Annotated in this window: 15 protein-coding genes; 6 read left to right on the top strand and 9 right to left on the bottom strand. The window is 73.4% G+C overall.

Translation table 11 applies throughout. From position 1 onward, the window contains the following. Positions 1 to 2: 2 nt before the first annotated feature. The 5 genes from OG373_RS09600 to OG373_RS09580 are packed head-to-tail and all read right to left on the bottom strand — an operon-like array spanning position 3 to position 5,185. Complete coding sequence (locus OG373_RS09600; protein ID WP_405437455.1) at positions 3 to 1,118, bottom strand: DegT/DnrJ/EryC1/StrS family aminotransferase; 1,116 nt, start codon at positions 1,116 to 1,118, stop codon at positions 3 to 5. Beyond that, complete coding sequence (locus OG373_RS09595) at positions 1,115 to 1,885, bottom strand: NeuD/PglB/VioB family sugar acetyltransferase (protein WP_405437454.1); 771 nt, start codon at positions 1,883 to 1,885, stop codon at positions 1,115 to 1,117. The genes OG373_RS09600 and OG373_RS09595 overlap by 4 nt, the downstream gene beginning before the upstream one ends. Then, on the bottom strand, positions 1,882 to 3,036 hold the full coding sequence (locus tag OG373_RS09590; RefSeq protein WP_405437452.1) for a DegT/DnrJ/EryC1/StrS family aminotransferase: 1,155 nt from the start codon (positions 3,034 to 3,036) through the stop codon (positions 1,882 to 1,884). Before OG373_RS09590 ends, OG373_RS09595 begins: the two co-directional genes overlap by 4 nt. Then, positions 3,033 to 4,061, bottom strand: a complete 1,029-nt coding sequence (locus OG373_RS09585) for an NAD-dependent epimerase/dehydratase family protein (RefSeq protein ID WP_405437451.1) — start codon at positions 4,059 to 4,061, stop codon at positions 3,033 to 3,035. The genes OG373_RS09590 and OG373_RS09585 overlap by 4 nt, the downstream gene beginning before the upstream one ends. 26 nt (positions 4,062 to 4,087) lie before the next feature. Beyond that, a complete protein-coding gene (locus OG373_RS09580; RefSeq protein ID WP_405437449.1) occupies positions 4,088 to 5,185 on the bottom strand; it encodes a Gfo/Idh/MocA family protein in 1,098 nt (365 codons plus the stop codon). Positions 5,186 to 5,565: 380 nt separating this feature from the next. On the opposite strand from OG373_RS09580, the gene OG373_RS09575 reads away from it, so the two are divergent. The 3 genes from OG373_RS09575 (at position 5,566) to OG373_RS09565 (ending at position 8,978) form a co-directional block, all read left to right on the top strand. After that, complete coding sequence (locus OG373_RS09575; RefSeq protein ID WP_405437447.1) at positions 5,566 to 6,447, top strand: glycosyltransferase; 882 nt, start codon at positions 5,566 to 5,568, stop codon at positions 6,445 to 6,447. Positions 6,448 to 6,574: 127 nt separating this feature from the next. Then, complete coding sequence (locus OG373_RS09570; protein WP_405437446.1) at positions 6,575 to 7,948, top strand: MFS transporter; 1,374 nt, start codon at positions 6,575 to 6,577, stop codon at positions 7,946 to 7,948. Between the two features lie 16 nt (positions 7,949 to 7,964). Continuing rightward, complete coding sequence (locus tag OG373_RS09565) at positions 7,965 to 8,978, top strand: TolB-like translocation protein (protein ID WP_405444001.1); 1,014 nt, start codon at positions 7,965 to 7,967, stop codon at positions 8,976 to 8,978. An 85-nt stretch (positions 8,979 to 9,063) separates the two neighbouring features. Here OG373_RS09565 and OG373_RS09560 read toward each other — a convergent pair whose 3' ends face one another. From OG373_RS09560 to OG373_RS09545, 4 genes are read right to left on the bottom strand one after another with little or no spacing between them, the layout of a single operon-like run. Further along, positions 9,064 to 9,909 carry an alpha/beta fold hydrolase gene (locus OG373_RS09560; protein WP_397729783.1) on the bottom strand — a complete coding sequence of 282 codons (846 nt, stop codon included), beginning with the start codon at positions 9,907 to 9,909 and terminating at the stop codon, positions 9,064 to 9,066. A gap of 14 nt (positions 9,910 to 9,923) precedes the next feature. Beyond that, on the bottom strand, positions 9,924 to 11,087 hold the full coding sequence (locus OG373_RS09555) for an acyl-CoA dehydrogenase family protein (protein WP_405437444.1): 1,164 nt from the start codon (positions 11,085 to 11,087) through the stop codon (positions 9,924 to 9,926). Position 11,088: 1 nt separating this feature from the next. Continuing rightward, positions 11,089 to 17,418: an SDR family NAD(P)-dependent oxidoreductase gene (locus OG373_RS09550; protein ID WP_405437442.1), complete on the bottom strand. Its 6,330-nt coding sequence runs from the start codon at positions 17,416 to 17,418 to the stop codon at positions 11,089 to 11,091. 31 nt (positions 17,419 to 17,449) lie between these two features. Further along, positions 17,450 to 19,222, bottom strand: coding sequence for a fatty acyl-AMP ligase (locus tag OG373_RS09545; protein WP_405437439.1), 1,773 nt, complete (start codon positions 19,220 to 19,222; stop codon positions 17,450 to 17,452). 799 nt (positions 19,223 to 20,021) lie between these two features. On the opposite strand from OG373_RS09545, the gene OG373_RS09540 reads away from it, so the two are divergent. The 3 genes from OG373_RS09540 to OG373_RS09530 all read left to right on the top strand — a co-directional run bounded on the left by OG373_RS09540 (position 20,022) and on the right by OG373_RS09530 (position 22,891). After that, entirely contained in the window at positions 20,022 to 20,525 is a 504-nt protein-coding gene (locus tag OG373_RS09540) for a hypothetical protein (RefSeq protein ID WP_405437437.1), read from the top strand. Between the two features lie 108 nt (positions 20,526 to 20,633). Next, positions 20,634 to 21,005 (top strand): low affinity iron permease family protein, encoded by a 372-nt coding sequence (locus OG373_RS09535; RefSeq protein ID WP_405437436.1) that lies wholly within the window; start codon positions 20,634 to 20,636, stop codon positions 21,003 to 21,005. Between the two features lie 206 nt (positions 21,006 to 21,211). Beyond that, entirely contained in the window at positions 21,212 to 22,891 is a 1,680-nt protein-coding gene (locus tag OG373_RS09530) for an enoyl-CoA hydratase-related protein (protein WP_405437434.1), read from the top strand. Positions 22,892 to 22,897: the final 6 nt, after the last annotated feature.

Here is a 22,897-nt window from a genome sequence, read left to right as displayed (position 1 = left end):
GGTCAGCGCAGGGCGGTGCGGAGGGTGTCCACGACCCGCTGCTGCTGGGCGGCGGTGATCTGTGGGAAGAGGGGGAGCGAGAGCATCCGGTCCGCCGCCTGTTCGGCGTGCGGGAAGTCGCCGCGGCCGTGGCCGAGATGACCGAAGGCCGGGGTGAGGTGGACCGGGGCCGGGTAGTGCACACCCGCGCCGATGCCCTCCGCGTTGAGCTTGCCCACGACGGCGTCGCGGTCCGCGTCCGCGACCCGGACCACGTACAGGTGCCACACGTGGACATTGCCGTCGGCGGTGACCGGGAGGGTGACCTGCCCGGCGGCGGCGAGGTCGCCCAGCAGCTCGTCGTAGCGGGCGGCGGCGGTCCTGCGGGCCGCGTTCCCCTCCGCCAGCCGGGCCAGCTTCGCCCGCAGGACCACGGCCTGCAGACCGTCCAGCCGGCTGTTGAACCCGGCGACGTCGTGGCGGTACTTGGCGATGCCGCCGTGGTTGGCGAGGGCCCGGACCAGGTCCGCGCTCTCCTCGTCGTCGGTCACCACCGCGCCCGCGTCCCCGTACGCGCCGAGGTTCTTGCCCGGGTAGAAGCTGGTCGCGGCGATGCCGCCGCTGCCGGGGGAGCGGCCGTCGCGGGTCGCGCCCTGGCTCTGCGCGGCGTCCTCGACGATCCTCACGTGCGACGGCAGCCCCGCCGCGAGCGCCGCGGTGTCGGCGCACTGCCCGTACAGGTGGACCGGGACCACCGCGCGGGTGGCTGCGCCCACGGCCTCCAGGGCGGCCCGCGGGTCCATCAGCAGGGTGTCGGGGAGGCAGTCGACCAGCACCGGCCGGGCGCCGATCCGGGCGACGGCACCCGCGGTGGCGATGAACGTGTTCGCGGGCAGCACCACCTCGTCGCCGACGCCCACCCCACTGGCGCGCAGGGCCAGTTCGAGGGCGTCGGTGCCGTTGGCGACCCCCACGCAGTGCCCGACCCCCGCGAACTCGGCGTACTCGCGCTCGAACGCGCGGACCTCCGCACCGCCGATGAAGGCCGTGTCGGCGAGCACCCGGTCGAATCCTGCGCGTAATTCCTCGGCGACCTCGGCGTGCGCCGCCTTCAGGTCGACCAGCGGTATCTGGTTCATGCGACTGTGCTCCCCATCCGTGTCTCCGGCCACCGGCCGGTCTCCTCGCCATCGGCCCGCAGCTCGTCGAGCGCCGGACCACCCGCCTCGCGCAGCCGGCGGGCGGGGCTTCCGGCCCACACCTCACCGGGCGGCACATCGGCCAGGACGGTGCTTCCCATACCGGTCAGCGACCAGGCACCGACCGTGGTGCCCTCGCGCACCAGCGCCCCCGCGCCCACGTACGCCCCGCGCCCCAGCCGCACCCCGCCGCCCAGCCGCACGCCCGAGGCGAGCGTGGCGAAGTCCCCGACCCGGTCGTCGTGGGTGAGCACCACGTGCGGCATCACCGCCACGTGGGACCCGACCCGGACGGCCGCCGTCAGCACGCTGTGCGCGAGCAGGACCGAGCCCGCGCCGAGCAGCGAGGACCCCGAGACCACGGCCGTGGGGTGGACCACCGTCGCGTAGCGGGTCCCGGACAGGCCCAGGCGCCGTACCAGCCGGGCACGTACGGCGTAGTCGCGCGGACTGCCCACGCACACCACCACCCGGGCGTCCGGTCGTTCGTGCACGAGGTGACTGCCGCCCAGCACCGGCACCCCGTCGACCTCCCGGCCGTGCAGGGCCGGATCGTCGTCGAGGTGCCCGGCCAGGCGCCACCGCGGGGCACGGCCGTACGCCGCGGCCGCGGCGCCCGCGTCCCGTACCGCCTGGGCGGTCTCGCGGGCGAACCCGCCCGCGCCGACGATCAGCAGGTCCTCGGTCCGCTGCTGCGGGCCGCTCATCCGCCCGCCTGCTCGCGCAGTACCGCCACCACCCGGTCCTGCTGCTCCCGCGTCATCGTGTGGAACAGCGGCAGGATCAGCGAGTCGCGGCTGATCCGCTCGGTGACCGGCAGGGCAGCCGCGCCGTGGTCCGCGTACGCGGGCTCCAGGTGCGAGGCCATGATGCCGCGCCGGGCCGAGATCCCGGCCTCGGAGAGCACCGCGAGCAGCTCGTCCCGGCCGACCGGGAAGTCCTCGGCCAGCAGCACCCAGTACGACTGGAAGTTGCCCTGGCCGTGACCGGGGTCCCCGACCGGGCGCAGGCCCCGGACCGTGCTCAGCAGCTCCGTGTACCGGGCCGCGAGCGAGCGCCGCCGGGCCACGATCTCGTCCAGCCTGCCGAGCTGCACCAGGCCGACCGCGGCCTGGATGTCGGTCATCCGGTAGTTGTAGCCGACCTCCAGGTAGCTCTCGACGATCGGCGTGCTGCTCGCGTGGCGCTGTGCGGCGGACACGTTCATGCCGTGCTCGCGCAGCCGCCGCAGCCGCTGCGCCCACTGCGCGTCGTCCGTGGTCAGCATGCCGCCCTCGCCGGTGGTGATCACCTTGCGGGGGTGGAAGGACCAGGCGGCGAGCAGGGCGCCCCGGCCCACCGACTTGCCGCCGACCGTCGCGCCGATGCCGCAGGCGGCGTCCTCCACGAGGGCCACGTCCCAGTCGGCGCACGCCGCGCGCAGCGCGTGCACGTCCGCGGGCACCCCGCCCTGGTGGACGACGAGCACCGCCTTCGTCCTGGGCGTGCGGACCGCGTCCACGGTGGCCGGGGTGAGGTTGCCGGTGGCCTCCTCGACGTCCGCGAACACCGGCCGCGCGCCCACGTAGCGCACGGCGTTGGCCGTGGCGATGAACGACAGGGAGGGGACGATCACCTCGTCGCCGGGACCGAGGTCCAGCGCGATCAGGGCCAGGTGCAGGGCGGTGGTGCACGAGCTCACCGCGATGCCGTGCTCGGCACCCACCCGCTCCGCGAAGGCCCGCTCGAACTCGGCGACCCGGGGACCCTGGGCGACCCAGCCGGAGAGCACCGCGTCGGCGGCGGCCCGGGCCTCCTCCTCGCCGAGCCAGGGCACCATCACGGGGATCCGGCCCGGGGCGGCGGCCGGGGCGCTCATCGGGCCGTCTCCGCCGCCGCCGCGGCGGCGGCCCGCTCGGCGCGCCACCAGTCCACCAGGTCGCGGAGGCCGGTGCGCAGGTCGATCCCGGCGGTGAAGCCGAGGCGTCCGGCGGCCTGCGAGGTGTCCGCGAGCCGGCGGGTCACCCCGTTCACGGCGCGGGCCGGGCCGTGCTCGGGCACCAGGCCGTCCGCCTCCATCGCCTCCAGCAGGCCCTGCGCGAGCTGGAGCAGGCTGGTCTCGGTGCCGTGCGCGACGTTGAACACCTCGTCGGTCAGGTCCGACTCGGCGGCCAGCAGGTTGGCGCGCGCGATGTCCCGTACGTCGACGAAGTCCATGGTCTGGGTGCCGTCACCGAGGATCAGCGGCGGCTCGCCCGCGGCGATCTTCTCCATCCAGCGGATCAGCACCTCGGTGTAGAGCCCGTGGATGTCCATCCGGGGGCCGTACACGTTGAAGTAGCGCAGCGCCACGTAGTCCAGCCCGTACATGGAGTGGAAGCTGCGGAGCATCCCCTCGTTGAAGGCCTTCGCGGCCCCGTAGAAGGTGTCGTTGTTGTACGGGTGGTGGCGCTCGGTGGTCGGGAAGGTCTCGGCCAGGCCGTAGACCGAGGCGGACGAGGAGGCGATCACCTTGCCCACCCCGGCGGCCGCGGCCGCCTCCAGCACGTTGAACGTGCCGTCCACCATGACCTCGTTGGCCAGCCGCGGCTCCTCCGCGCACTGGGTGATCCGGATGGCCGCGAGGTGAAAGACCAGCTCGGCCCCCTCCGTCACCTTGCGCACGGTGGCCGCGTCGCGGATGTCGCCCTCGACGATCTCCACCACCCCGCTCGGCAGGGCGCCGGCCAGGTTGGCCCGCCGCCCCCGCACGAAGTTGTCGAGCACGACGATCTCGCGCGCCCCGCCGTCCACCAGTTGGTCCACCACGTGCGAGCCGATCGTGCCCGCCCCGCCGGTGACCAGAATCTTCTTGCCTCGTACCCTGCTCAACGCCCTGCCCCCACTGGATTCGTTCGTGGTCATGCGTGTGAATCGGACTGCGGGGACGGTCAGCGTCCGGTGCGCAGTCCGACGACGGCTCCGCGGAACTCCAGGCTCCGGGAGGCGGCTTCCAGGATGTCCAGCACCTTCAGTCCGGCCCGGCCGTCGGTCAGCGGCGCCCGTCCCGTCCTGATGGACGCGGCGAACTCCTCGACCATGCTGCGCAGGGCTTCCTTCTCGCCGATCGCGGGCGCCACCATGTCGCCGGTCCGGTAGGAGACGAGCATGTCGCGGCGCTCGTCCGCGCCGATCTCCTGCGGGGCGCTCAGGTCCACCCCGCGGTCGAACACCGCCACGCGCTGCGTGGGGTTGAGGTCGTCCCACACCAGGGTGCGCTTGGACCCGCCGACCATGGTGGTGCGCACCTTCGTCGGGGAGAGCCAGTTGACGTGCACGTGCGCGATGGCGCCGGTGCTCAGCTGGAGCGTCAGGTAGGCCACGCAGGACTGGCCGGCCCCGATCGGGTCGGCGCCGTGCGCGGCGACGGCCACCGGCCGGACGTGGTCCGGGAGGATGAAGTCCAGGACGGACAGGTCGTGGGGGGCGAGGTCCCACAGGACGTCGATGTCCTTCTGGACGAGCCCCAGGTTGATCCGTACCGAGTCCACGTAGTGGATCTCGCCGAGTTCGCCGGAGCGGACCATCTCGCGGATCCGGCCCACGGCGGGGGTGTAGCAGTACGTGTGGTCGCACATCAGGGTGAGGCCGCGTTCCTCGGCCTCGTTGACCAGCCGCAGCCCGTCCTCGTACGTGGCGGCCAGCGGCTTCTCGACGAGGACGTGCTTGCCGGCGCGCAGGGCGGCCAGGGCGACGTCCAGGTGCGTGCCGGCCGGGGTGGCCACCGCGACCGCGTCGACCTCGGGGTCGGCGAGGACCGCCTCGTAGTCGTCGGTCGCCTGGACCGTGGAGTACCCGCCGAGCACCTGCCGGGCCCGGTCCACATTCAGATCGCACAGCCACCGCAGCCGGAACTGGTCACTGGACTGGAAGTTGCGGACGAGATTGGGGCCCCAGTAGCCCGCGCCGACCACGGCGACACCTAAGGGGGCGGACCCCTTGCCGGTGTCGCCCGCGCCCTGCCCCGCGTCCTTCGCGGTGTCCTTCACGGCGTTCCCCTTCCTTCCGCGCACGCCGGACGGCGTGTCGCCAACTCATGGCCGGGACGCGTGTGATGGAGGGAAGTGCCGTCGAGGGCAGCCCGGACGCCTGCGCGTGCCGTGCGTGACCTGCTCAACGGTGATGGCCCCCCACAACCGATGCTCTACGTGATGCGTGTGCTCGCCCCCCGGCCCGGCAGCCTGTTCCCCACAAGCAGCCGAACCAGTACCGCCCACCGCTCCGGGCCGTCTCGGCCCGTTCCGGATTCCGGCACCGCCGAAGCGTGCCGATTCCGGTCGGCGCCGCTCAATCTAGTCCACCGGGCGTACCCCCGGGCAGAGTTGGCGTAATCGCCTGGTGCGGGTGTTCGACCATGCATACTGCCCGGGTGACCAGCATCGTGATACCGGCCCACAACGAAGGCCGGGTCATCGGCCGGCTCCTCGACGCGCTCCTGGCCGACACCTCGGCGACCGGGCCCGACATCGTCGTGGTGTGCAACGGCTGTACGGACGACACCGCTCGCGTGGCCGGTGAGCGCGGGGACCGCGTGCGTGTGGTGGAGGTGCCGACTCCCTCCAAACACCACGCACTTCGGGTCGGCGACGAGCACGCCCGGGGCTTCCCCCGGCTGTACGTGGACGCCGACGTGGTCGTGGGGGCCGCCGACGTACGGGCCCTGGTGGGCGCCCTCGACCGGAGCCCGGAACTGCTCGCCGTCGCCCCCGGCCGGGACATTCCGCTCGCGGGCTGCGCCTGGCCGGTCCGGGCGTACTACCGGGTGTGGCAGCGGCTGCCCGCCGTCCGTGAGGGGCTGTTCGGCCGGGGGGTCATCGCGGTGACCGAGCCGGGGCACGCGCGGATCGCCGCGCTGCCCCCGCTGATGGCCGACGACCTGGCGGCCTCCCTCGCCTTCGGGCCCGGGGAGCGGCGCGTGGTCGAGGAGGCCAGGGTCGTCGTCCGTCCGCCGCGCACCTGGTCCGACCTGATCAGGCGGCGGGTCCGCGCGGCGACCTCCTCCGCCGAGTACGAGCGCTACCGGGCGGCGCGCGGAGCCGAGGAGCCGGAGCCGGGGCCGGAGCAGACCGAGCGGACCGCGCGTACCGGAACGGCCGATCTGCGCGCCCTGCTGCGGGCCCGACCGGCGCTGCTGCCGGGGGTGGTGGTGTTCGTGGTGGCCGCACTCGCCGCCCGCCGGGGCTCCCGGAAGGCCATCCGCAACCAGGACTTCTCCACCTGGCTGCGGGACGAGAGCAGCCGGCAGGGCTGACCCCGGAGCCGACCCGGGGCATGCGGCCGAATCCCTTCGTACGCCCCACTGTTGGCCCGTACAACCATTAGGGTTTCCCTCGCGCGTTCGAGTGAACTCAGTCCGTCGGCATCGGGAGCTCCAGAGCATGTACCTCGCGGACCGCTCCGCGCCCGCGGGCGCGGAGCCCGCTCCGGACCGGGGGCCCGTCCGGGCCGCCGCGGTCGCCCCGACCGTCCTCGCACTGGGCACGGTCAGCCTGATCACCGACGTCTCCTCCGAGATGGTCACCGCCGTCCTGCCCCTGTACCTGATCGCCGGGCTCGGCCTGAGCCCCCTCGGCTTCGGGGCCCTCGACGGCGTCTACAACGGGGTCAGCGCCCTGGTACAGCTGACCGGCGGACACCTCGCCGACCGGGTCCGCAACCACAAGCTGATCGCCGGCCTCGGCTACGGCCTGTCCGCCCTGTGCAAACCGCTCCTGCTGTTCGCCCACAGCCTGGGCCCGATCAGCGTGATCCTCACGCTGGAACGCACCGGCAAGGGACTGCGCACCGCCCCGCGCGACGCACTGATCTCCCTGTCCACCCCGCCCGAGTTACAAGGGCGCGCCTTCGGTGTGCACCGGGCCATGGACACCACCGGGGCGCTGCTCGGCCCGCTCGCCGCGTTCCTCATCCTGAGCGTCGCGGTCGACGGCTACGACGCGGTCTTCGGTGTCAGCGCCTGTGTCGCCGCCCTCGGCGTCGTGGTGCTCATGCTCTTCGTCCCGTCCGGCGACGGCGACACCCGGCCCAGGCCACGGCCCCGGCCGCCCCGGCCCCGTACCTCCGAGGACGACGGCGCTGCCTCTGTCGCAGCCGCTGCCGCCGTCCCCGCCGCGGACCGCCCGGCCCCCGTCCGGCTGCGCGACGCGCTCGGCCTGCTGCGTCTGCCCCGACTGCGCAACCTGGCGATCTGCGCCGTCCTGCTGGGCCTGACCACCGTCAGCGACGCCTTCGTCTACCTGCTCCTGCAACGCCGCATCGGCATCGGCGACCAGTGGTTCCCGCTGCTGCCGCTGGGCACCGCCGCCGTGTTCCTGCTGCTCGCCGTACCCGCCGGGGCCCTCGCCGACCGGATCGGCCGGCGCACCGTGTTCCTCACCGGACACGCCCTCCTGCTGGCCGGCTACGCGCTGCTGCTGTGGGCCCCCGACCCGGCGGCGCTGCCCTACCTCGTCCTCCTCCTGCACGGCATGTTCTACGCCGCCACGGACGGCGTGCTGCCCGCCGCCGTCGCCGCCACCGTTCCCGCGGAACTGCGCGCCACCGGCCTGGCCCTGGTCGGCACCGGCCAGGCGCTGGCCCGCTTCGGCTGCTCGCTCGCCTTCGGTGCGGCGTGGACGCTCTGGGGCACCGGCCCGGCCCTGGCCGCCGCCGCGGCCGGCCTGCTCTGCTGCGCGGCCGTCGCCGGCTTCGTCCTGCGTCCGGCCGCGCCGGTCGCCCCCCTCCCCGACCCGCACCGCACCGGAAGCCCGTGAGGCCCCCCAGATGACTCTGTCGTTGTCACGCCGCCTGCTCGTCCTCGCGGTGGCGGTACTGCTGCTCGGGGCCCTGGCCGCCGCGCTCGTGCTGCGCGCCGCCGCCCGCGACGACAAGCCCCCGGCGGGCGGCCCGACGATCACCCCGGGGACCGTCACCCTCACCCGGCCGGGCACCCTGACCTTCCTCAACGGCGGGCAGGGCCCGCACCGCGGAGCACTCGCCTCCGTCCCGGCCGACGCCCCCGACTCCGCGCGCACCGCCTCCGAGCTCAACTGCCAGCGCTTCTACGCCGCTTCGGGAACCGGCGTGTGCCTGCGCTCCACACCGGGCGCGCTCGCCCAGGACAACAAGGCACTGATCGTCGACTCCGAGCTGCGCACCCTGCGCAGCTTCCCCCTCGCGGGGACCCCCAGCCGGGCCCGGGTATCGCCCAGCGGCCGGTTCGCCGCCTGGACGGTCTTCGTCTCCGGGGAGTCCTACGGCGCCGCGTTCTTCTCCACCCGGACCGCGATCGTGGACACCCGGACCGGGGAGCTGGAGGCCAACCTGGAGGAGTTCACGATCACCATGGACGGCCGGGAGCACCGCGCCCAGGACGTGAACTTCTGGGGGGTCACCTTCTCCAGGGACGACGACACCTTCTACGCCACCCTCTCCACCGGCGGCGAGACCCACCTCGTCAGGGGTTCGATCTCGGGGCGCTCGGTCACCACCCTCGCGAAGAACGTGGAATGCCCGTCGCTGTCCCCGGACGAGACGCGCATCGCGTACAAGAAGCGGGTCCGGGCGGGGGCCTCGCTCTGGCGCGAGCACGTGATGGACCTCGGGACGCTGCGCGAGCACGCGCTCGCGGAGAAGCGCAGCGTGGACGACCAGGCCGCCTGGCTCGACGACCGCACCCTCGCCTACGGCCTGCCCACCGACGGCGCCGCCGACAGCACGGACCTGTGGACCGTGCCCGCCGACGGCGGCGGCACCCCCCGGCTGCTGGCTCCCGGGGCCTCCTCCCCGGCCCGCCTGGGCTGAACACCGCAGGCGGACCGGGGAGCGACCGGGCCGGGTCAGGCCGGGTCAGGCCGGGTCAGGCCGGGTCAGGCCGGGTCAGGCTCGGTCAGGCCCGGTCCACGAAGGTCCGCACCCGCTCGACGAGTCCGGCGTTGTCGCGGATCCAGCCGTAGTGCCTGCTGCCCCGCGTGCCCTCGCCGAGTACGAGCTCCCAGTGGGTCACCCGTGCGCTCGTGAGCTTGTCGCCGAGCCCCCGCACCCCGCCGGGCGGAGCCATGTTGTCGCCCCTGACGGTCACCGCCAGCACCGGCAGGTCCAGCTTCGCCAGCCAGGGCTCGAAGTCCACCGGTGAGGACGGCACGTCGTAGCGGCCCGTCCGGACCTGAGTGGCCATGTCCCGCAGGATCTGCGCCGAATCGTTCCCCAGCACCTTGATGCGCCGGCCGGGGAAGTACCCGTACACCGAGGCGAAGGCGGCCGCGAGCTGGAACCCGGCGAGCATCCCCAGGTTCTGCGGGAAGGGCCAGCCGCGCCAGTGGCACGACGGGGCGCCCACCAGGATCGCGCCCGCGGCCATGTGCGGCTCCCGGCTGAGGTAGAGCGTGCCGAGCTGCCCGCCGAGGCTGTGCCCCAGCAGGTGGCGCGGCGCCCCGGGGAAGGCCGCCGCCACCGCCCGGAACAGCGCGGGGTAGTCGTACGTCACCATCTCGTGGTAGCCGTACCGCACCCCGCGCCGTACCCGGACCGAGCTCGTGCCCTGGCCCCGCAGCTCACCGAGGGCCACCTGGAACCCGGCCGCCGCGAGGGCCTCCGCCAGGGGGGTGTAGGAGACGGCCCTGGTGCCCATGGCGGGCATGCACACCAGCACCGGCGCCGTAGGCTCCTCGGGCCTGCGGTGCAGCCGGACATGGACCGTGGCGCCGTCCTCGGCGCGCACGGTCTCCGTGGTCACTTCGGTGGACGGAATTACAGGCCTCCCTCGCTCGTGGCCATCCTGCGCATCTCGCGGAACACATTCAGCAGCTGGATCTCGCTCGACCCCTCGAAGATCGTGAGGGCGCGCGCGTCCCGCCAGCGCTTCTCGACCCCGTAGTCGGCGGCGATGCCCCGCCACCCGTACAACTGCAGGATCTCGTTGGAGGCACGCACGGCCAGCTCGGTGGCCGCGTACTTGGCCATGGAGCTCTCCCTGCCGAAGGGCAGCCCCCGGTCGGCCAGACCGGTGGCCTCCTCCAGCAGCTTGCGGGCCGCGCACAGTTCCACGTACAGCCGCCCGAGGGTCAGCTGCACGTGGCTCAGGGTGTCCATGCGGTCGTCCGGGTACACCCGGCGCTCGCCCACCCAGGTCAGCGCGTCGCGGAGCATGGCGGCCACGATCCCCGTTCCGCAGGCGGCCCCGCCGATCCGGATGGTCGCGAGGAGCTCGTTCAGCAGGAACTCCCCGTCGCCGGCCCGCCCGATCAGAGCGACCGGCTCCAGGGCCACGTCCCGGAAGGTCACCGAGGGCGTGGGCAGGCAGCGGAACGCCGCCTTGTCGATGTCCTCGCTCACGGTCACCCCCGCAGCGTCCCGCGGAACGGCGAAGAACGACAGACCGCGTTTGCGGTTGTCCACCACCGTGTTGGCCAGAACGATGAACACGTCGGCGACGGTCCCGTTCCCGGACATGCACTTGCCGCCGTTGAGCAGCCAGCCGGATTCCGTCCGCACGGCGCGGGTGCCGGCCGCCAGCAGGTTGGAGCCGTTCTCGGGCTCGGTGAGCCCGAGGGCCGCGTACCCGTTGTTCTTCAGGAGCCGGGTGACGAAGAGCTCCTTCTGCTCCGCGGTGCCGGCGGCGACCACGGGATGCAGCGCGCCGCGGTTGAACACCAGCGTCCAGGTCATCCCCGGACAGACCGCCGACAGCTCGCTGATGCCCTCGGCGAACTCCGTGTAGGAGAGCCCGGCGCCGCCCAGCTCCTCGGGGAAGGCCGCGTTGAGGATCCCCTCGGCCGCGGCCCGTTCGTGGATCGGGACGGGGAACGTCCGCTCCTCGTCGTAACGGCGGACGTGCGGCGCCATCACCTCATCGGCAAAAGTGCGGAACGTCCGCTTCCACTCTGATCGACTGCGCGATTCTTCCACGACCATCCTAAGAAACGGTGATGACGAACTTGCCGATGTTGGCCCGGTTGCGGAGCTGTGTGATCGCCTGCGGCGCCTCCTCGAAGGGGAAGACCCCGCCCACGGCGGGACGGAACACGCCCGCGTCGATCAGTTCGACGAGGCGGTCCATCAGCGGCCGGAGCCTGGACGGATCACGTGCCAGGGCGCCCACGTTCACCGTGCAGAAGGACCGGCTGCTCATGAACAGGTCCCGGCCGTTCACGGCCAGGTCGAGCACCCCCGCCGCACCGATCTCGACGAAGCGGCCCCCCGGGCGCAGCAGCGCCAGACCCCGGCCCACGGCGTCGCCGGAGAGCGAGTCGACGATGAGGTCCAGCCCCTGGTCGGGGCTCAGTTCCCTTACTGCGTCGGCGAAGTCGGCCTGTACGTAGTTGATCGGGTACTGGACGCCCAGCGCCCGCAGGTGTTCCAGCTTGGCCTCCGTGCTCGCCGTGCCGAACACCGTGGCGCCGTGGTGCAGCGCCAGCTGGACGCACGCCGTCCCGGTCGCGCCCGCCGCCGCCTGGATGAGCACCCGGTCGCCCGGGTCCACGCGCGCCTCGCGCTCCAGGCAGGCGATCGCGGTGAGCCCGCTGATCAGCATGGCCACCGAGTCCGTGAACGAGACTCCGGCGGGCAGCGGAGCCACCGTGTACGCCTCGGTCGTCACGCGGGCCGCGTAACCGCCCTGCAGGGTCAGCGCGATGACCTTGTCACCGGGCCGGACGTGCTCGACCGCGTCACCCACCGCGTGCACCACACCGGCCACCTCGTGCCCGGGGACGAACGGCGGGGTGGACAGGAACGGATGGAAGCCGGTGGACGCCAGTACGTCGATGAAGTTGACGCCGACGGCGTGCACGTCGATGACCACCTCGCTCGCCGCGGGCCTTCGCACGGGTACGTCCTGCAGGCGCATGTCGAGCCCGGACGGCCCGGCCACGACGGTGTAACCGCGCACGGTGCTGTGGCGCTCCGCCTCGTCCAGCGTGATCTCCCCGGCGCTCTCCACCGGCGCCGCGCCCGTTGCAGAGGGTGCGTCGGGGCGTGCGTCCGGCTCGGGGGACTCCGCCGCGAGCAGGCCCTCCAGATGGAGCCCGACCGCGTCCACGGTCCGGTGGTTGAACATGAACGTCGCCGGCAGTTCGAGCCCGAAGTGGGCCCCGATCCGGCGGGTGAGGGAGACCGCGAGCAGCGAGTCGATCCCCAGGCGGTCGAAGCGCACCGAGGTGTCGATCTCGGCCGGCGAGCGGCGCAGCGCACGGGCCAGCTCCGCCCGGACGAACTCGGCGGCGGAGCCCGCGGCGCGCGGCCGCGCCGCGGCGGCCTCACCGGCCGCCCCGGCCCCGCGGTTGAACCGGGCCACGAGCCCGTCGGCGACCTCGTCCCGTACGTCCAGCACCGCCAGCTGCAGGTGGGTGCCGGCCAGGGCCTTCAGGAAGGCCTCGGCCCCCGCCTCCGGGGACATCGGGTGCAGGCCCGACTCCAGGAGGCGAGCCTGGTACCGGGGGTCCGCGACCATCCCCAGCTCCGCCCAGGGGCCCCAGTTGATCGCACGCACGGGCGTGCGCCGGCTGCGTACGGTGCCGGTGAGCGCGTCGAGCGTGGCGTTGCCCGCCGCGTACGCACCCTGGCCCGCCGTCACGAACAGGCTGGCCATGGAGGAGAACAGGACGATGAAGTCCAGGTCCTCCGCGGCCACCGCGTCGATCAGGATCCGGGCGCCCCGTTCCTTCGGCGCCGTGATCGCGTGCATGCGTTCGGCCGACGTCGACTCGATCAGCGCGTCGTCGAGGACGCCCGCGGTGTGGATCACGCCGTGCAGGGCGCCGAAGCGCCGGAGCGTCTCGTCCAGGGCGCGGCGCACGGCGGCCTCGTCGGTCACATCGGCCTGAAGGTAGAGCAGCCGTCCGCCCGCGGCGTCGACCGCCTCCTCCAGGTGCGGGTCGACCTCCGCCCGGCGGCCGGTGAGCACCACCCGTGCCCCCGCCTCGCGGGCGAGGGTGACCGCGAGCGTGGATCCCAGGCCGCCCTGCCCGCCCGTGATCCAGTAGACGCCACCGGGCCTCAGCTCCGCCGGGGCCGCGGAGGCCTCCACCGGGGTCAGGGACGGGAGCGTGCGCTCGCCGTGCCGGTAGCGGACACAGAACGCGTCGGGCCGTACCGCGAGCTCCGCGGCGATGTCGCGGGCGAGTTCACGCGTCGCGAGCTCGTCGGACTCCACCCGGATCGCCCGCCCCGACCAGCTCACGGTCTCCTGTTCGAGCGCCCGCAGCAGCGGGGGCAGTGCCACGTCGCCGGTCACCAGCGCGAGCTCCCGGCGGGCCGTCGACGTGCTCTTCGCGGCGCTCCGCAGCAGCGCGAGGAAGTCCTCGCGCTCCGGTTCGACGAGGAGCAGCCGAGCGGCGGCCGGCAGGTCCTCCAGGAACCGCGGACCGTCCTCCTCGCCGCCGGGCAGGGCGGCGACCGAGACGGTGGCCCCGCCCCTGCGCAGCTCCTCCACCAGCGGAGCGCAGCGTTCGGCGTCCCCGGTGAGCAGGACGACCTCGCCCGAGCGGCCGGCGGCCTCCGCGGGCCGGGGCTGCGGCCGGGCGTCCACCGCGAAGAAGCGCAGCGAGTGCCGGCTGCCCATCCGCTTGAGGGAGACCCCCGTGAACTCCACGAGGACCTGCCCCTCGGGGGCGAGGACCGTCACGTCGCAGTCGAACGTGTCCGCGTCCGCGTCGAGTTCGCTCCGCAGCCGCACATGCGCCAGGGTCGGACCGGACCACGGCGCGAACACGTCGACCCGGCGGTAGCCGAACCCCACGAAGGTGCCGCCGGCTCCCGCGTCGACCGACAGCCCGGCGATGGACTGCATCGCCCCGTCCGCGACGTCCGCGGGCAGCGGGCGGCCGAGCGTCCGCGGGGACGGCGGGGCGAGCCGGGTGAGCAGCTCCTTGTCGCCCAGCCACATCTCGGTCACCATCCGCATGGTGTCCCCGTACGAGAGCCCGGACGCCGCCAGGTGTTCGTACAGGGCGTCGGTCTCGACGCGCCGCGGGCACCGCAGGAGGATCGCGGCCGGATCGGCCGGCGCCGGGGCCGGCCCGGTGGCCGACCAGCCGGCCGAGACATGCTCCTCCCACGCGGCGCCCTGCTCGTGCGCCGCCCGGCTCTCGACGGACAGGAACGGCTCGTCGCCCGCGCGCAGCCGCCGCGAGACCCGTACCTGCCGGGACTCCTCCCCGGCGACCGCCAGGGAGTTCGTCACCAGGACGTCGCTGAGCCCGTACCCGCCCACCTGCTCGGGGTTGAGTTCCCGCAGCGCCGCGTCGAGCATCCAGGCGGCGGGCGCGATCGCACGCTCCTGCACCCGGTGGTCGCGGATGACCGGCAGCGAGCCGGTGACCAGGACCCCCTCGGCGCGCGGGCCGGCGGGCTCGACCCAGTGCTCCTGGCGCTGCCAGGGGTACGAGGGCAGCCGCGTGCCGGCGCGCGGCCGGCCGCCGTGGAAGGCGGCCCAGTCGATCTCGCAGCCGGCCTCGAAGAGCGCGGCGACCGACTCGTACGGGGCCCGGTCGTCCGTGCGGCGCATCGCCGGTACGGCGGCGACGTCCCGGTCCTCGTCCTCCAGGCACTCGGTCACCGACACCGACAGCAGGGGGTGCGGGCTCATCTCCAGGAACACGCGGTGACCGGCCGCCCCGGCCCCGCGGACCGCGTCGGCGAACAGCACCGGCTCGCGCAGGTTGCGCCACCAGTACGCGGCGTCCAGCCCGGTGGTGTCGAAACGCTCCCCGGTGAGGGAGGAGTGGAAGGCGACCGTCGCGGGGCGGGGCGACAGCCCGGCGAGTTCCGCGACCAGGTCCTCCCGGAGGTCCTCCAGCAGCGCGCAGTGCGAGGCCACGTCCACCTTGACGCGCCGGCCGAAGACGCCCTCGGCGTCCATGGCGGCGACGAACTCGTCGACGGCCGCGGTCTCCCCGGACACGATGGTCGTGCTCGGGCCGTTGTGCGCCGCGAGCGACAGGCGCTCCCCGTAGGGCTCCAGCGCCTTGCGCACGTCCGACACCGGCAGGGAGACCAGCGCCATGGCGCCCTGCCCCCGGTGCCGCATCATCAGGGCGCTGCGGCGGCAGATGATCCGCGCCGCGTCCTCCAGCCGCAGCGCGCCCGAGACATGGGCGGCCGCGACCTCCCCCATGCTGTGCCCGATGACCCCGGCGGGCCGGACGCCCCAGGACCGGAAGAGCGCCGCCAGCCCCACCTGCATCGCGAACACGGCGGGCTGGACGACATCGATGCGCTCCAGCAGGGGAGCGGCGTCCTGCGAGGTCAGCACCTCGCGCAGGGACCAGTCGACATGCGGGGCGAAGGCCTGCTCGCAGCGGGAGACGGCGAGGTCGAAGGCGGGCTCCGACTCGATCAGGGCCCGCCCCATTCCGAGCCACTGGGCACCCTGCCCGGGGAACACGAAGACGACGCCCGCCTCGTCGGGCACGTGCTGCGCAGCGGTGAACGGCTCGCGCAGCCGGGCGAGGAGCTCGCCGCGGTCCGCGAAGGCGAAGGCCGCGCGGACCTCCCGCCCGCGGGGGCCGCCCCGGCCCCGGACCTGTGTCGCCGCGGCCGAGCCCCGGCCCACCTCGTCCTCGTCCAGCCCCTCGGCCCACGCCGCGTGGTCCGCGGCCTGCGCGTGCAGGGCCGCCCCGGTGGCGGCCGACAGGGCCAGCAGTTGTACGGGGCGCCGCGGGGGCCGGACCTCGGAGGCCTCGGTGGCCGCCGGCGCGGGGCCGAGCACCGCGTGGGCGTTGGTGCCGCCGAAGCCGAAGGAGCTCACCCCGACCACGCCGACCTCGTCGGGGGACTCCCAGCGCCGCAGCGAGGACTGCACGCGCAGCCCGAGTCCGTCGAAGTCGATGTCCGGGTTGGGCTCGTCGCAGTGCAGGGACGGCGGCAGGGCCCCGTGTTCGAAGCACAGCGCGAGTTTGATCAGGCCGGCGATGCCCGCCGCCGCCTCCAGGTGCCCTACGTTCGTCTTCACCGAACCGATCGCGCACGGCCGGTCGGCGGCGCGCCCCCGGTTCAGTACGCCGCCCAGCGCGGCGGCCTCGATCTGGTCGCCGATGGCCGTGCCCGTCCCGTGGGCCTCGACGTAGCCGACCTCCCACGGCTCGACGCCCGCCCGGCCGAGGGCCTGGCGCACGACCTCCTCCTGGGACCTGCGGCTCGGCGCCAGCAGGCCGTTGGTCCGCCCGTCGGAGGTCACCGCCGAGCCGCGGATCACCGCGGAGACGCGGTCGCCGTCGCGCAGTGCCTCGCTCAGGGGCTTCAGCACGACCACGCCGGCGCCCTCGCTGCGCACGTAGCCGTCGGCCTGCGCCGAGAAGGTCTTGCAGCGCCCGTCGGGCGCCATGACGCCGGAGTTGTCGAAGGCCTCGGTGATCGCCGGGGTCAGGATCACGTTCACCCCGCCGACGATGGCGATGCCGCACTCGCCGCGCCGGATCGCGTCGCACGCGAGGTGGACGGCGACGAGGGACGAGGAGCAGGCCGTGTCGACGGCCAGGCTCGGCCCGCGCAGGTCGAGCAGGTAGGAGAGCCGGTTGGCGGCGACGCCGGAGGCCCCGCCGAGCAGCGAATAGGCATCCGCCGAGGGCGAGTTCGCGAGGACGTCGCGGTAGTCCGAGCTGGAGATGCCGATGAAGACGCCCGTGGGCGAACCGGCCAGGCCGTACGGATCGATGCCTGCGTCCTCGACGGCCTCCCAGGCGACCTCCAGCATGAGCCGCTGCTGCGGGTCGAGTTTGGCGGCCTCGTGCTCATTGATGCCGAAGAAGTCGAGGTCCAGGCCGCCGACCCCGGTGAGAAAGCCGCCGAGGGCGGCCCGGTCCGTGCCGCCGTTCCCGCCGCCCCAGCGGGCGAACCGGTCGTCGGGTACCCGTCCGATGGCGTCCCCGCCCCGTTCGAGCAGCTCCCAGAAGGCCTCCGGGCCGTCCGCTCCGGGGAACCTGCACCCCATGCCGATGATCGCGACCGGTTCGTCCGGGGTCCGTCCGGTGCCCGCCCGGTGCGGCGCGGCGGCCGCGTTCCGCTCGGGCCGCCCGTCCCTCAGGTGGTCCAGGATCTCCCGGAGCGTCGGGTACTCGTACGCGATCGTCGGTGAGACCTTCCGGTCCAGGAGCGCGCCGAGCTCGCCCGCGAGCGCGACCGCGTCGATCGAGGACAGGCCGTAGGCGGCCAGTGGTTCGTGGACCGAGATGTCCTCGCCCGAACCGAGACGGGCCAGCTCGGCGATGCGCCGGCGCAGCCAGGTTTCCAGCTCCGTGTCCAACATGTGCTCCCCCTGTGTTCTGCTGTGGTTCGAGTCAGCGCTGCGCGTTCCACGGAGACCGGCCGGCCAGGTACTCCTTCCGGGTCTCCCCGCGCTGCAGCTTCCCGCTCGACGTCTTGGGAAGGGTTCCGGCGGGAAGGAGGACCACGTCGCGTGCGGTCAGCCGGTGTTCCTGCGCCACGGCGTGCCGTACGGCGTTCGCCACGGCCTCCGACTCCGCGCGGTCCTCGCCGGCGGCGGCCCCCGGCCGGAGTTCGGCCGCGACCACCACGCTCTCCTCCCCGTCCGTGGTCACGCCGAAGGCGGCCACGCAGCCGGGCCGGATGGCGGGGTGCGCGCTCTCGGCGGTCCGCTCGATGTCGTGGGGGTAGTGGTTGCGTCCGCCCACGATGATGACGTCCTTGATGCGGCCGCAGACGAACAGGCCGTCCTCGGTCCGGAAGCCGAGGTCTCCCGTGCGCATGTACGGGCCCTGCCCGCCGTCGCTCGGCGTGGCCTCGAACGCCTCCCGGCTGAGGTCGGGCCGCTGCCAGTAGCCCACTGCGACGCTCTCGCCCGCGACCCAGATCTCGCCGACCTCGCCCGGGGCGCACCGGGTGTGCCGCTTGGGGTCGACGATGGCGATGTCCAGCGTCCGGCTGATGCCGCAGCTGACGAGGACGCGCGCGTTCGGACTGTCCTGCGGCACGATCCGGGCGACGCCCTCTTCGAGCTCGCTCTCGTCGAAGGACCTGAAGATCCAGGGCTGTTCGATCGGCGCCCCGCTCACCAGGAGCGTGCTCTCGGCGAGCCCATAGACCGGAATGATGGTTTCCGGACGGAATCCGCAGGAGGCGAAGGCCGCGGAGAAGCGCTTCATCGATTCCGCGCGAACGGGTTCGGCGCCATTGGTGGCGACGGCCCAGGACGAAAGATCCAGCGTTGCGCGGTCCTCTTCGGTCACTTTTCGGGTGCACAGATCGAACGCGAAGTTGGGTGCGGCCGACAGGGTGCCGCGGTACTTCGAGATCGCGCGCAGCCACCGTACCGGGTTCTGCAGGAATGCCACGGTGGGCATCGAAACGGAATGGATCCCCAGCATCGCCGGCGCGACGATCATCGAGATGAGTCCCATGTCGTGATAGGGCGGCAGCCACCCCACGACGACGGTCGATCCGTCGAGGCCGAGCGATGTGCGGATGAGATCGGTGTTGTGGGCGAGGTTCCGGTGGGTGACCATCACGCCCTTCGGCTGACCGGTCGAGCCGGAGGTGTACTGGAGGAACGCGATGGAATCCGGATCGGGGGCCGGGGCGGACCAGCCCGCTCCGCTCGCGTCCGGAATCGCGTCGACCGCCAGCCAGACGGTTTCCTGGAGTTCCGGAATCGAGCGCGCCGTGGTCTCGATGGCCGCCTGTATCCCGGAGGTGGTCAAAATGGCCGCGGGCTGGGCGTCCTCGGCGATGCCGGCCAGTCGGAGCAGTCCTCGCGCACGCTGCGCGGGGTGCGGCAGGTAGGCGGGGACCGCGACGACGCCGGCGTACAGGCAGCCGAAGTACGCGACGACGAAGTCCTGGCCGGGCATGAACAGCAGCAGGGCCCGGGAACCGGGCTCCACCTGCGCACGGAGGCTTGCGGCCACGGCCCGCGCCCGGGTGTCGAGCATCGAGAAGGTGAGTGAGGGTTCGGCCTCGTCGCCGTCGGGCAGGAAGGTGAACAGATCGTGATCCGGGATGCGCGCAGCGTGTGCGTGCAGTGCGTCGACCACCGTTTTGAAGCGGACCTCGTCCAGGGCGGTGGGGGACAGCGCGAATGACTCGTCAAGCATTCTCAGCCTCATTCAGTGCCGATCGGATGCTCGCACCGGGTGCGGGCCGGCAGGTAAATGGCGAAAGCGGCGCGCGGCTCCACGAGCGCGCTCCGCGCGAGATGCCCGTTCCCGGGGATACCGGAGCACGGGATGCCGGAGCTCCAGGGCTCACGGCGACAGCGGTCTGTACGGAGCCGCGGATCTGCGGACAGGGTGGTGCGCTGCTCTCCGGGGCGAATGACCCGAGGTCACGCAACCGGCGTCAATCGCATCCTGATCCGCAAACATCAACCTTGTCTTCCGGTGAGTTTCGATCCGCAGCACAGCGCGGACGCGGAGAAGGATTGATTCATTCCGCATGCGTCCGGTCGTTCTGCGAGCGCGTTCCATGTTCGTGCGGCCCCGAAGAGGGGCGCCGGCTATCGCGCCGGGGCGATAGCGCCTGCAACTTGGTGGGCTTGGCGGAGGTACAGACGGAAACAGCCAAAGGCTGGAAGAGGGGTTCTGGGCAGTACTGGTCCAAACCTTAGGTCGGGCCCCTGGATTCGGTCAACTCGCGTTTAATGGCCGGAAGTTGACTTCGAATGCCAGAGGGCGAGGGGATTTTCGGCCAACCTCCGGCCGGTGCGGACGGCGCTCGGGAGGGGGTGCCGCGGCTCCGAGCGGGGCGGACGACAAGGGGGCCCCGGTGACCGTAGTTGATGCTTGCTGAGCGAAACTGATCGTTTCCCTGGCGGGTATCCCGCCATTCGGGCAAGCCATTCGCTCGCTCCCGAGAAGCCCGGGAGCGCCCCCGACGAAGATGGGAGAACCGGCCGTGACCGGTATCGAGTTCCTCGCCTCGTTCCTCAGGACCGGACGACTGCACGGGATCGGCATCGGCTCCACCCTCGGCGAGGTGGACCGGGCCGTCCGCCACCGCTTCGTCGACGTGGTCGACGAGGACGGCCGGTCGCTGCGCCGCGACTACGGATTCGTCGAGTTCTACTTCAACGCCGGGAACGAGTGGGTGATGTCCGGCGGCTCCATCGAACTGCACCGGCTCGCGTCCGGCCGGTACAGGGCGAAGGAATGGGCCCGGACCATGGAGATCGCGTTCCCCCGCCACGTCGCCTGGCAGGACCTGCGCGACGAACTCGCGCGCATCCCCGGAGCCCCGGAGCTCACGGTCGGTGACCAGGGCGGTTTCCTCGAGTACCGGGCTTCGGCGTCCGGCGTCTCGGTCCTCGTCGTGGACGACGAGGAGGAGGAGCGGGGCTGCCACGCGGGGCACGGGGACGTGTGGAGCGTCAGCCTGTGGGCGTCCGTACGGGCGAGGTGACCGCCCGGGGCCGGTAGCGGCCCCGGGCGCCCCGTCCCGTTCTGGGCCGGTCGGGTGCTTGACCGGCCCCGGGTGATTGGGTGCGGCGAGATCGGGCACCTGCTGTCCATGGCCTTCGAACATCCCGCGCGGAAGGGCGGCGAGGGGAAGCTCGGCCGATTCGCGAAGCTGGCGGAGCTGGCCTCGAACCTCACCGGCTCCCCTGCCTTCTCCGTGTTCTGCGTCCTGCTGGTGGCCGGCTTCGTCGTGGTCCACGTGCTCCACCTGGACACGAGCTGGCAGCACCTGATGGGCGACGCGATGGGCGCGGTCGCCCTGCTGCTCCTGGCCCTGCTGAAGAACTCCGAACGCAGGGCCGAACACGCGATCCAGCGCAAGCTCGACGCGATCGCCGCCGCCCTCCTGGAGCAGTTCGAGGGCGAGCCGGGCCGCGCCCACAAGGAGCTGGCCAAGGCCATCGGGATCGAGGACGGCGAGTAGCGCGGTCGCCCCGGGGGTGCCCTGCCGCCTTGGGCCGAGCGGACCCCGGAACGGGCGCTTTCGAGTGACCCGCCGCGCGGGCCTCGGCCACGGGCGGCCCGAACTCCCCGACCATCTCAGGCGGCCGGTCATGTTCCGGCCACGGGCCGCCGACCAGGCCGGGCACCGCGCGCACGCGGCTCCGGGCCGCGCCGCTGGGAGATCACTTGTACGTCCTGCTCGTGGCGAGCGCGTTCAACAGCCTCACGCAGCGAGTCCACGCCGAGCTGCGCGACCACGGCCACCGCGTCGCGGTCGAACTCGCCCTTCCCGGCGCCCCCCTGGCCGACGCCGTACGCGCTCACCGCGCCGACCTCGTCATCGCCCCGATGCTCCGTACCGCCATCCCCGAGGAGATCTGGGCCGACCGCACCTGCCTGGTCGTCCACCCCGGACCGGTCGGCGACCGCGGCCCCTCCTCACTCGACCGCGCCATCCAGGACGGCGAGCCCCGTTGGGGGGTGACGGTCCTCCAGGCCAACGCGGAGATGGACGCCGGCGACGTCTGGGCGAGCGTCGAGTGCCCCGTACCGCCCGTCGGCAAGAGCGACCTCTACCGCGGTGAGATCGCCGACGCCGCCCTGGAGGCCGTCCTGCTCGCGGTGGAACGCTTCGCCTCCGGCACGTACACCCCGCAGCCGCAGGCCGCCGGCCGGGCCCGGCCGCTGCTGCGCCAGGAGGAGCGGCGGATCGACTGGGAGAGCGATTCCACCGCGGACGTCCTGCGCGCGCTGCGCGCCGCCGACTCGCAGCCCGGCGTACGGGACGAGCTGTTCGGCGGGGAGTGGTTCCTGCACGGCGGGCACCGCGAGGAGCGGCTGCGCGGGCGCCCCGGCGAGCTGCTGGCCACCCGGACCGGGGCGGTCTGCCGGGCCACGGCCGACGGCGCCGTCTGGATCCCGGAACTGCGCGCCCGCCGCCTCCCGGGCGGCCCGGCCGCCCCCAAACTGCCCGCGACGCTGGCCCTCGCGGACCGGCTGCCCCCGCTTCCCGAGGTCCCCGCGCCGCCGGACAGCGGCCCGCACCGCCGCACCTGGTCGGACATCGGCTACCACGAGGAGGGACAGGCCGGTTTCCTTTCGTTCTCCTTCCCCGGCGGCGCGATGAGCACCGCGCACTGCCGCCGCCTGCTGGACGCGTACCGGACCGCCCGTACCCGCCCCACCGACGTCCTGGTCCTCGGCGGCGGCCGCGATTTCTTCTCCAACGGCATCCACCTCGGCGTCATCGAGGCCGCGGGCGACCCGGCCGAGGAGTCCTGGGCCAACATCAACGCCATGAACGACCTGGTCGAGGCGGTGCTGACCACCACCGACCGGCTCGTGGTCAGCGCACTGGGCGGCAACGCCGCCGCCGGCGGGGCCATGCTCGCCCTCGCCGCCGACGAGGTCTGGTGCCGCTCCGGCGTCGTCCTGAACCCGCACTACCGCCTGATGGGGCTGCACGGCTCCGAGTACTGGACGTACACCCTGCCGCGCCGCGTCGGCCCCGCCCTCGCGGAACGCCTCACCGCCGAGGCCCTCCCGCTGAGCGCCGCCGCCGCGCACGGGCTCGGACTGGTCGACCGCATGCTCCCCTGCCCGCCCGGGGACTTCGCCGCCGAGACGGAGCGCCTCGCGGTGCGCCTCGCCGGGCTGCCCGCCACCGCCTCCCGGATCGCCGGGAAGAAGGCGGCGCGCGAGCGCGACGAGGCCCTGCGGCCGCTCGCCGCCCACCGCGAGGCCGAGCTGGCCCTGATGCGGCGGACCTTCTTCGACCCGGACGCCCCCTACCACGCCGTGCGCCGCGCCTTCGTCCGCAAGGAACGCCCTGCGGCCACCCCGCCCCACCTCCGGGGGCCGGGATAGGCCCCG

The sequence above is a fragment of the Streptomyces avidinii genome (genome assembly GCF_045161815.1).
Classification (GTDB): domain Bacteria; phylum Actinomycetota; class Actinomycetes; order Streptomycetales; family Streptomycetaceae; genus Streptomyces; species Streptomyces avidinii.
The sequence above is the reverse complement of the archived record's forward strand: the minus strand, read 5'-3'. Positions and strand labels throughout refer to the sequence as shown.

Coding starts and splice junctions, on each gene's coding strand:
- OG373_RS09600 (WP_405437455.1), bottom strand. CDS start 1,118: ATGAACCAGATACCGCTGGTCGACCTGAAGGCGGCGCACGCCGAGGTC.
- OG373_RS09595 (WP_405437454.1), bottom strand. CDS start 1,885: ATGAGCGGCCCGCAGCAGCGGACCGAGGACCTGCTGATCGTCGGCGCG.
- OG373_RS09590 (WP_405437452.1), bottom strand. CDS start 3,036: ATGAGCGCCCCGGCCGCCGCCCCGGGCCGGATCCCCGTGATGGTGCCC.
- OG373_RS09585 (WP_405437451.1), bottom strand. CDS start 4,061: ATGACCACGAACGAATCCAGTGGGGGCAGGGCGTTGAGCAGGGTACGA.
- OG373_RS09570 (WP_405437446.1), top strand. CDS start 6,575: ATGTACCTCGCGGACCGCTCCGCGCCCGCGGGCGCGGAGCCCGCTCCG.
- OG373_RS09555 (WP_405437444.1), bottom strand. CDS start 11,087: ATGGTCGTGGAAGAATCGCGCAGTCGATCAGAGTGGAAGCGGACGTTC.
- OG373_RS09550 (WP_405437442.1), bottom strand. CDS start 17,418: ATGTTGGACACGGAGCTGGAAACCTGGCTGCGCCGGCGCATCGCCGAG.
- OG373_RS09545 (WP_405437439.1), bottom strand. CDS start 19,222: ATGCTTGACGAGTCATTCGCGCTGTCCCCCACCGCCCTGGACGAGGTC.
- OG373_RS09535 (WP_405437436.1), top strand. CDS start 20,634: ATGGCCTTCGAACATCCCGCGCGGAAGGGCGGCGAGGGGAAGCTCGGC.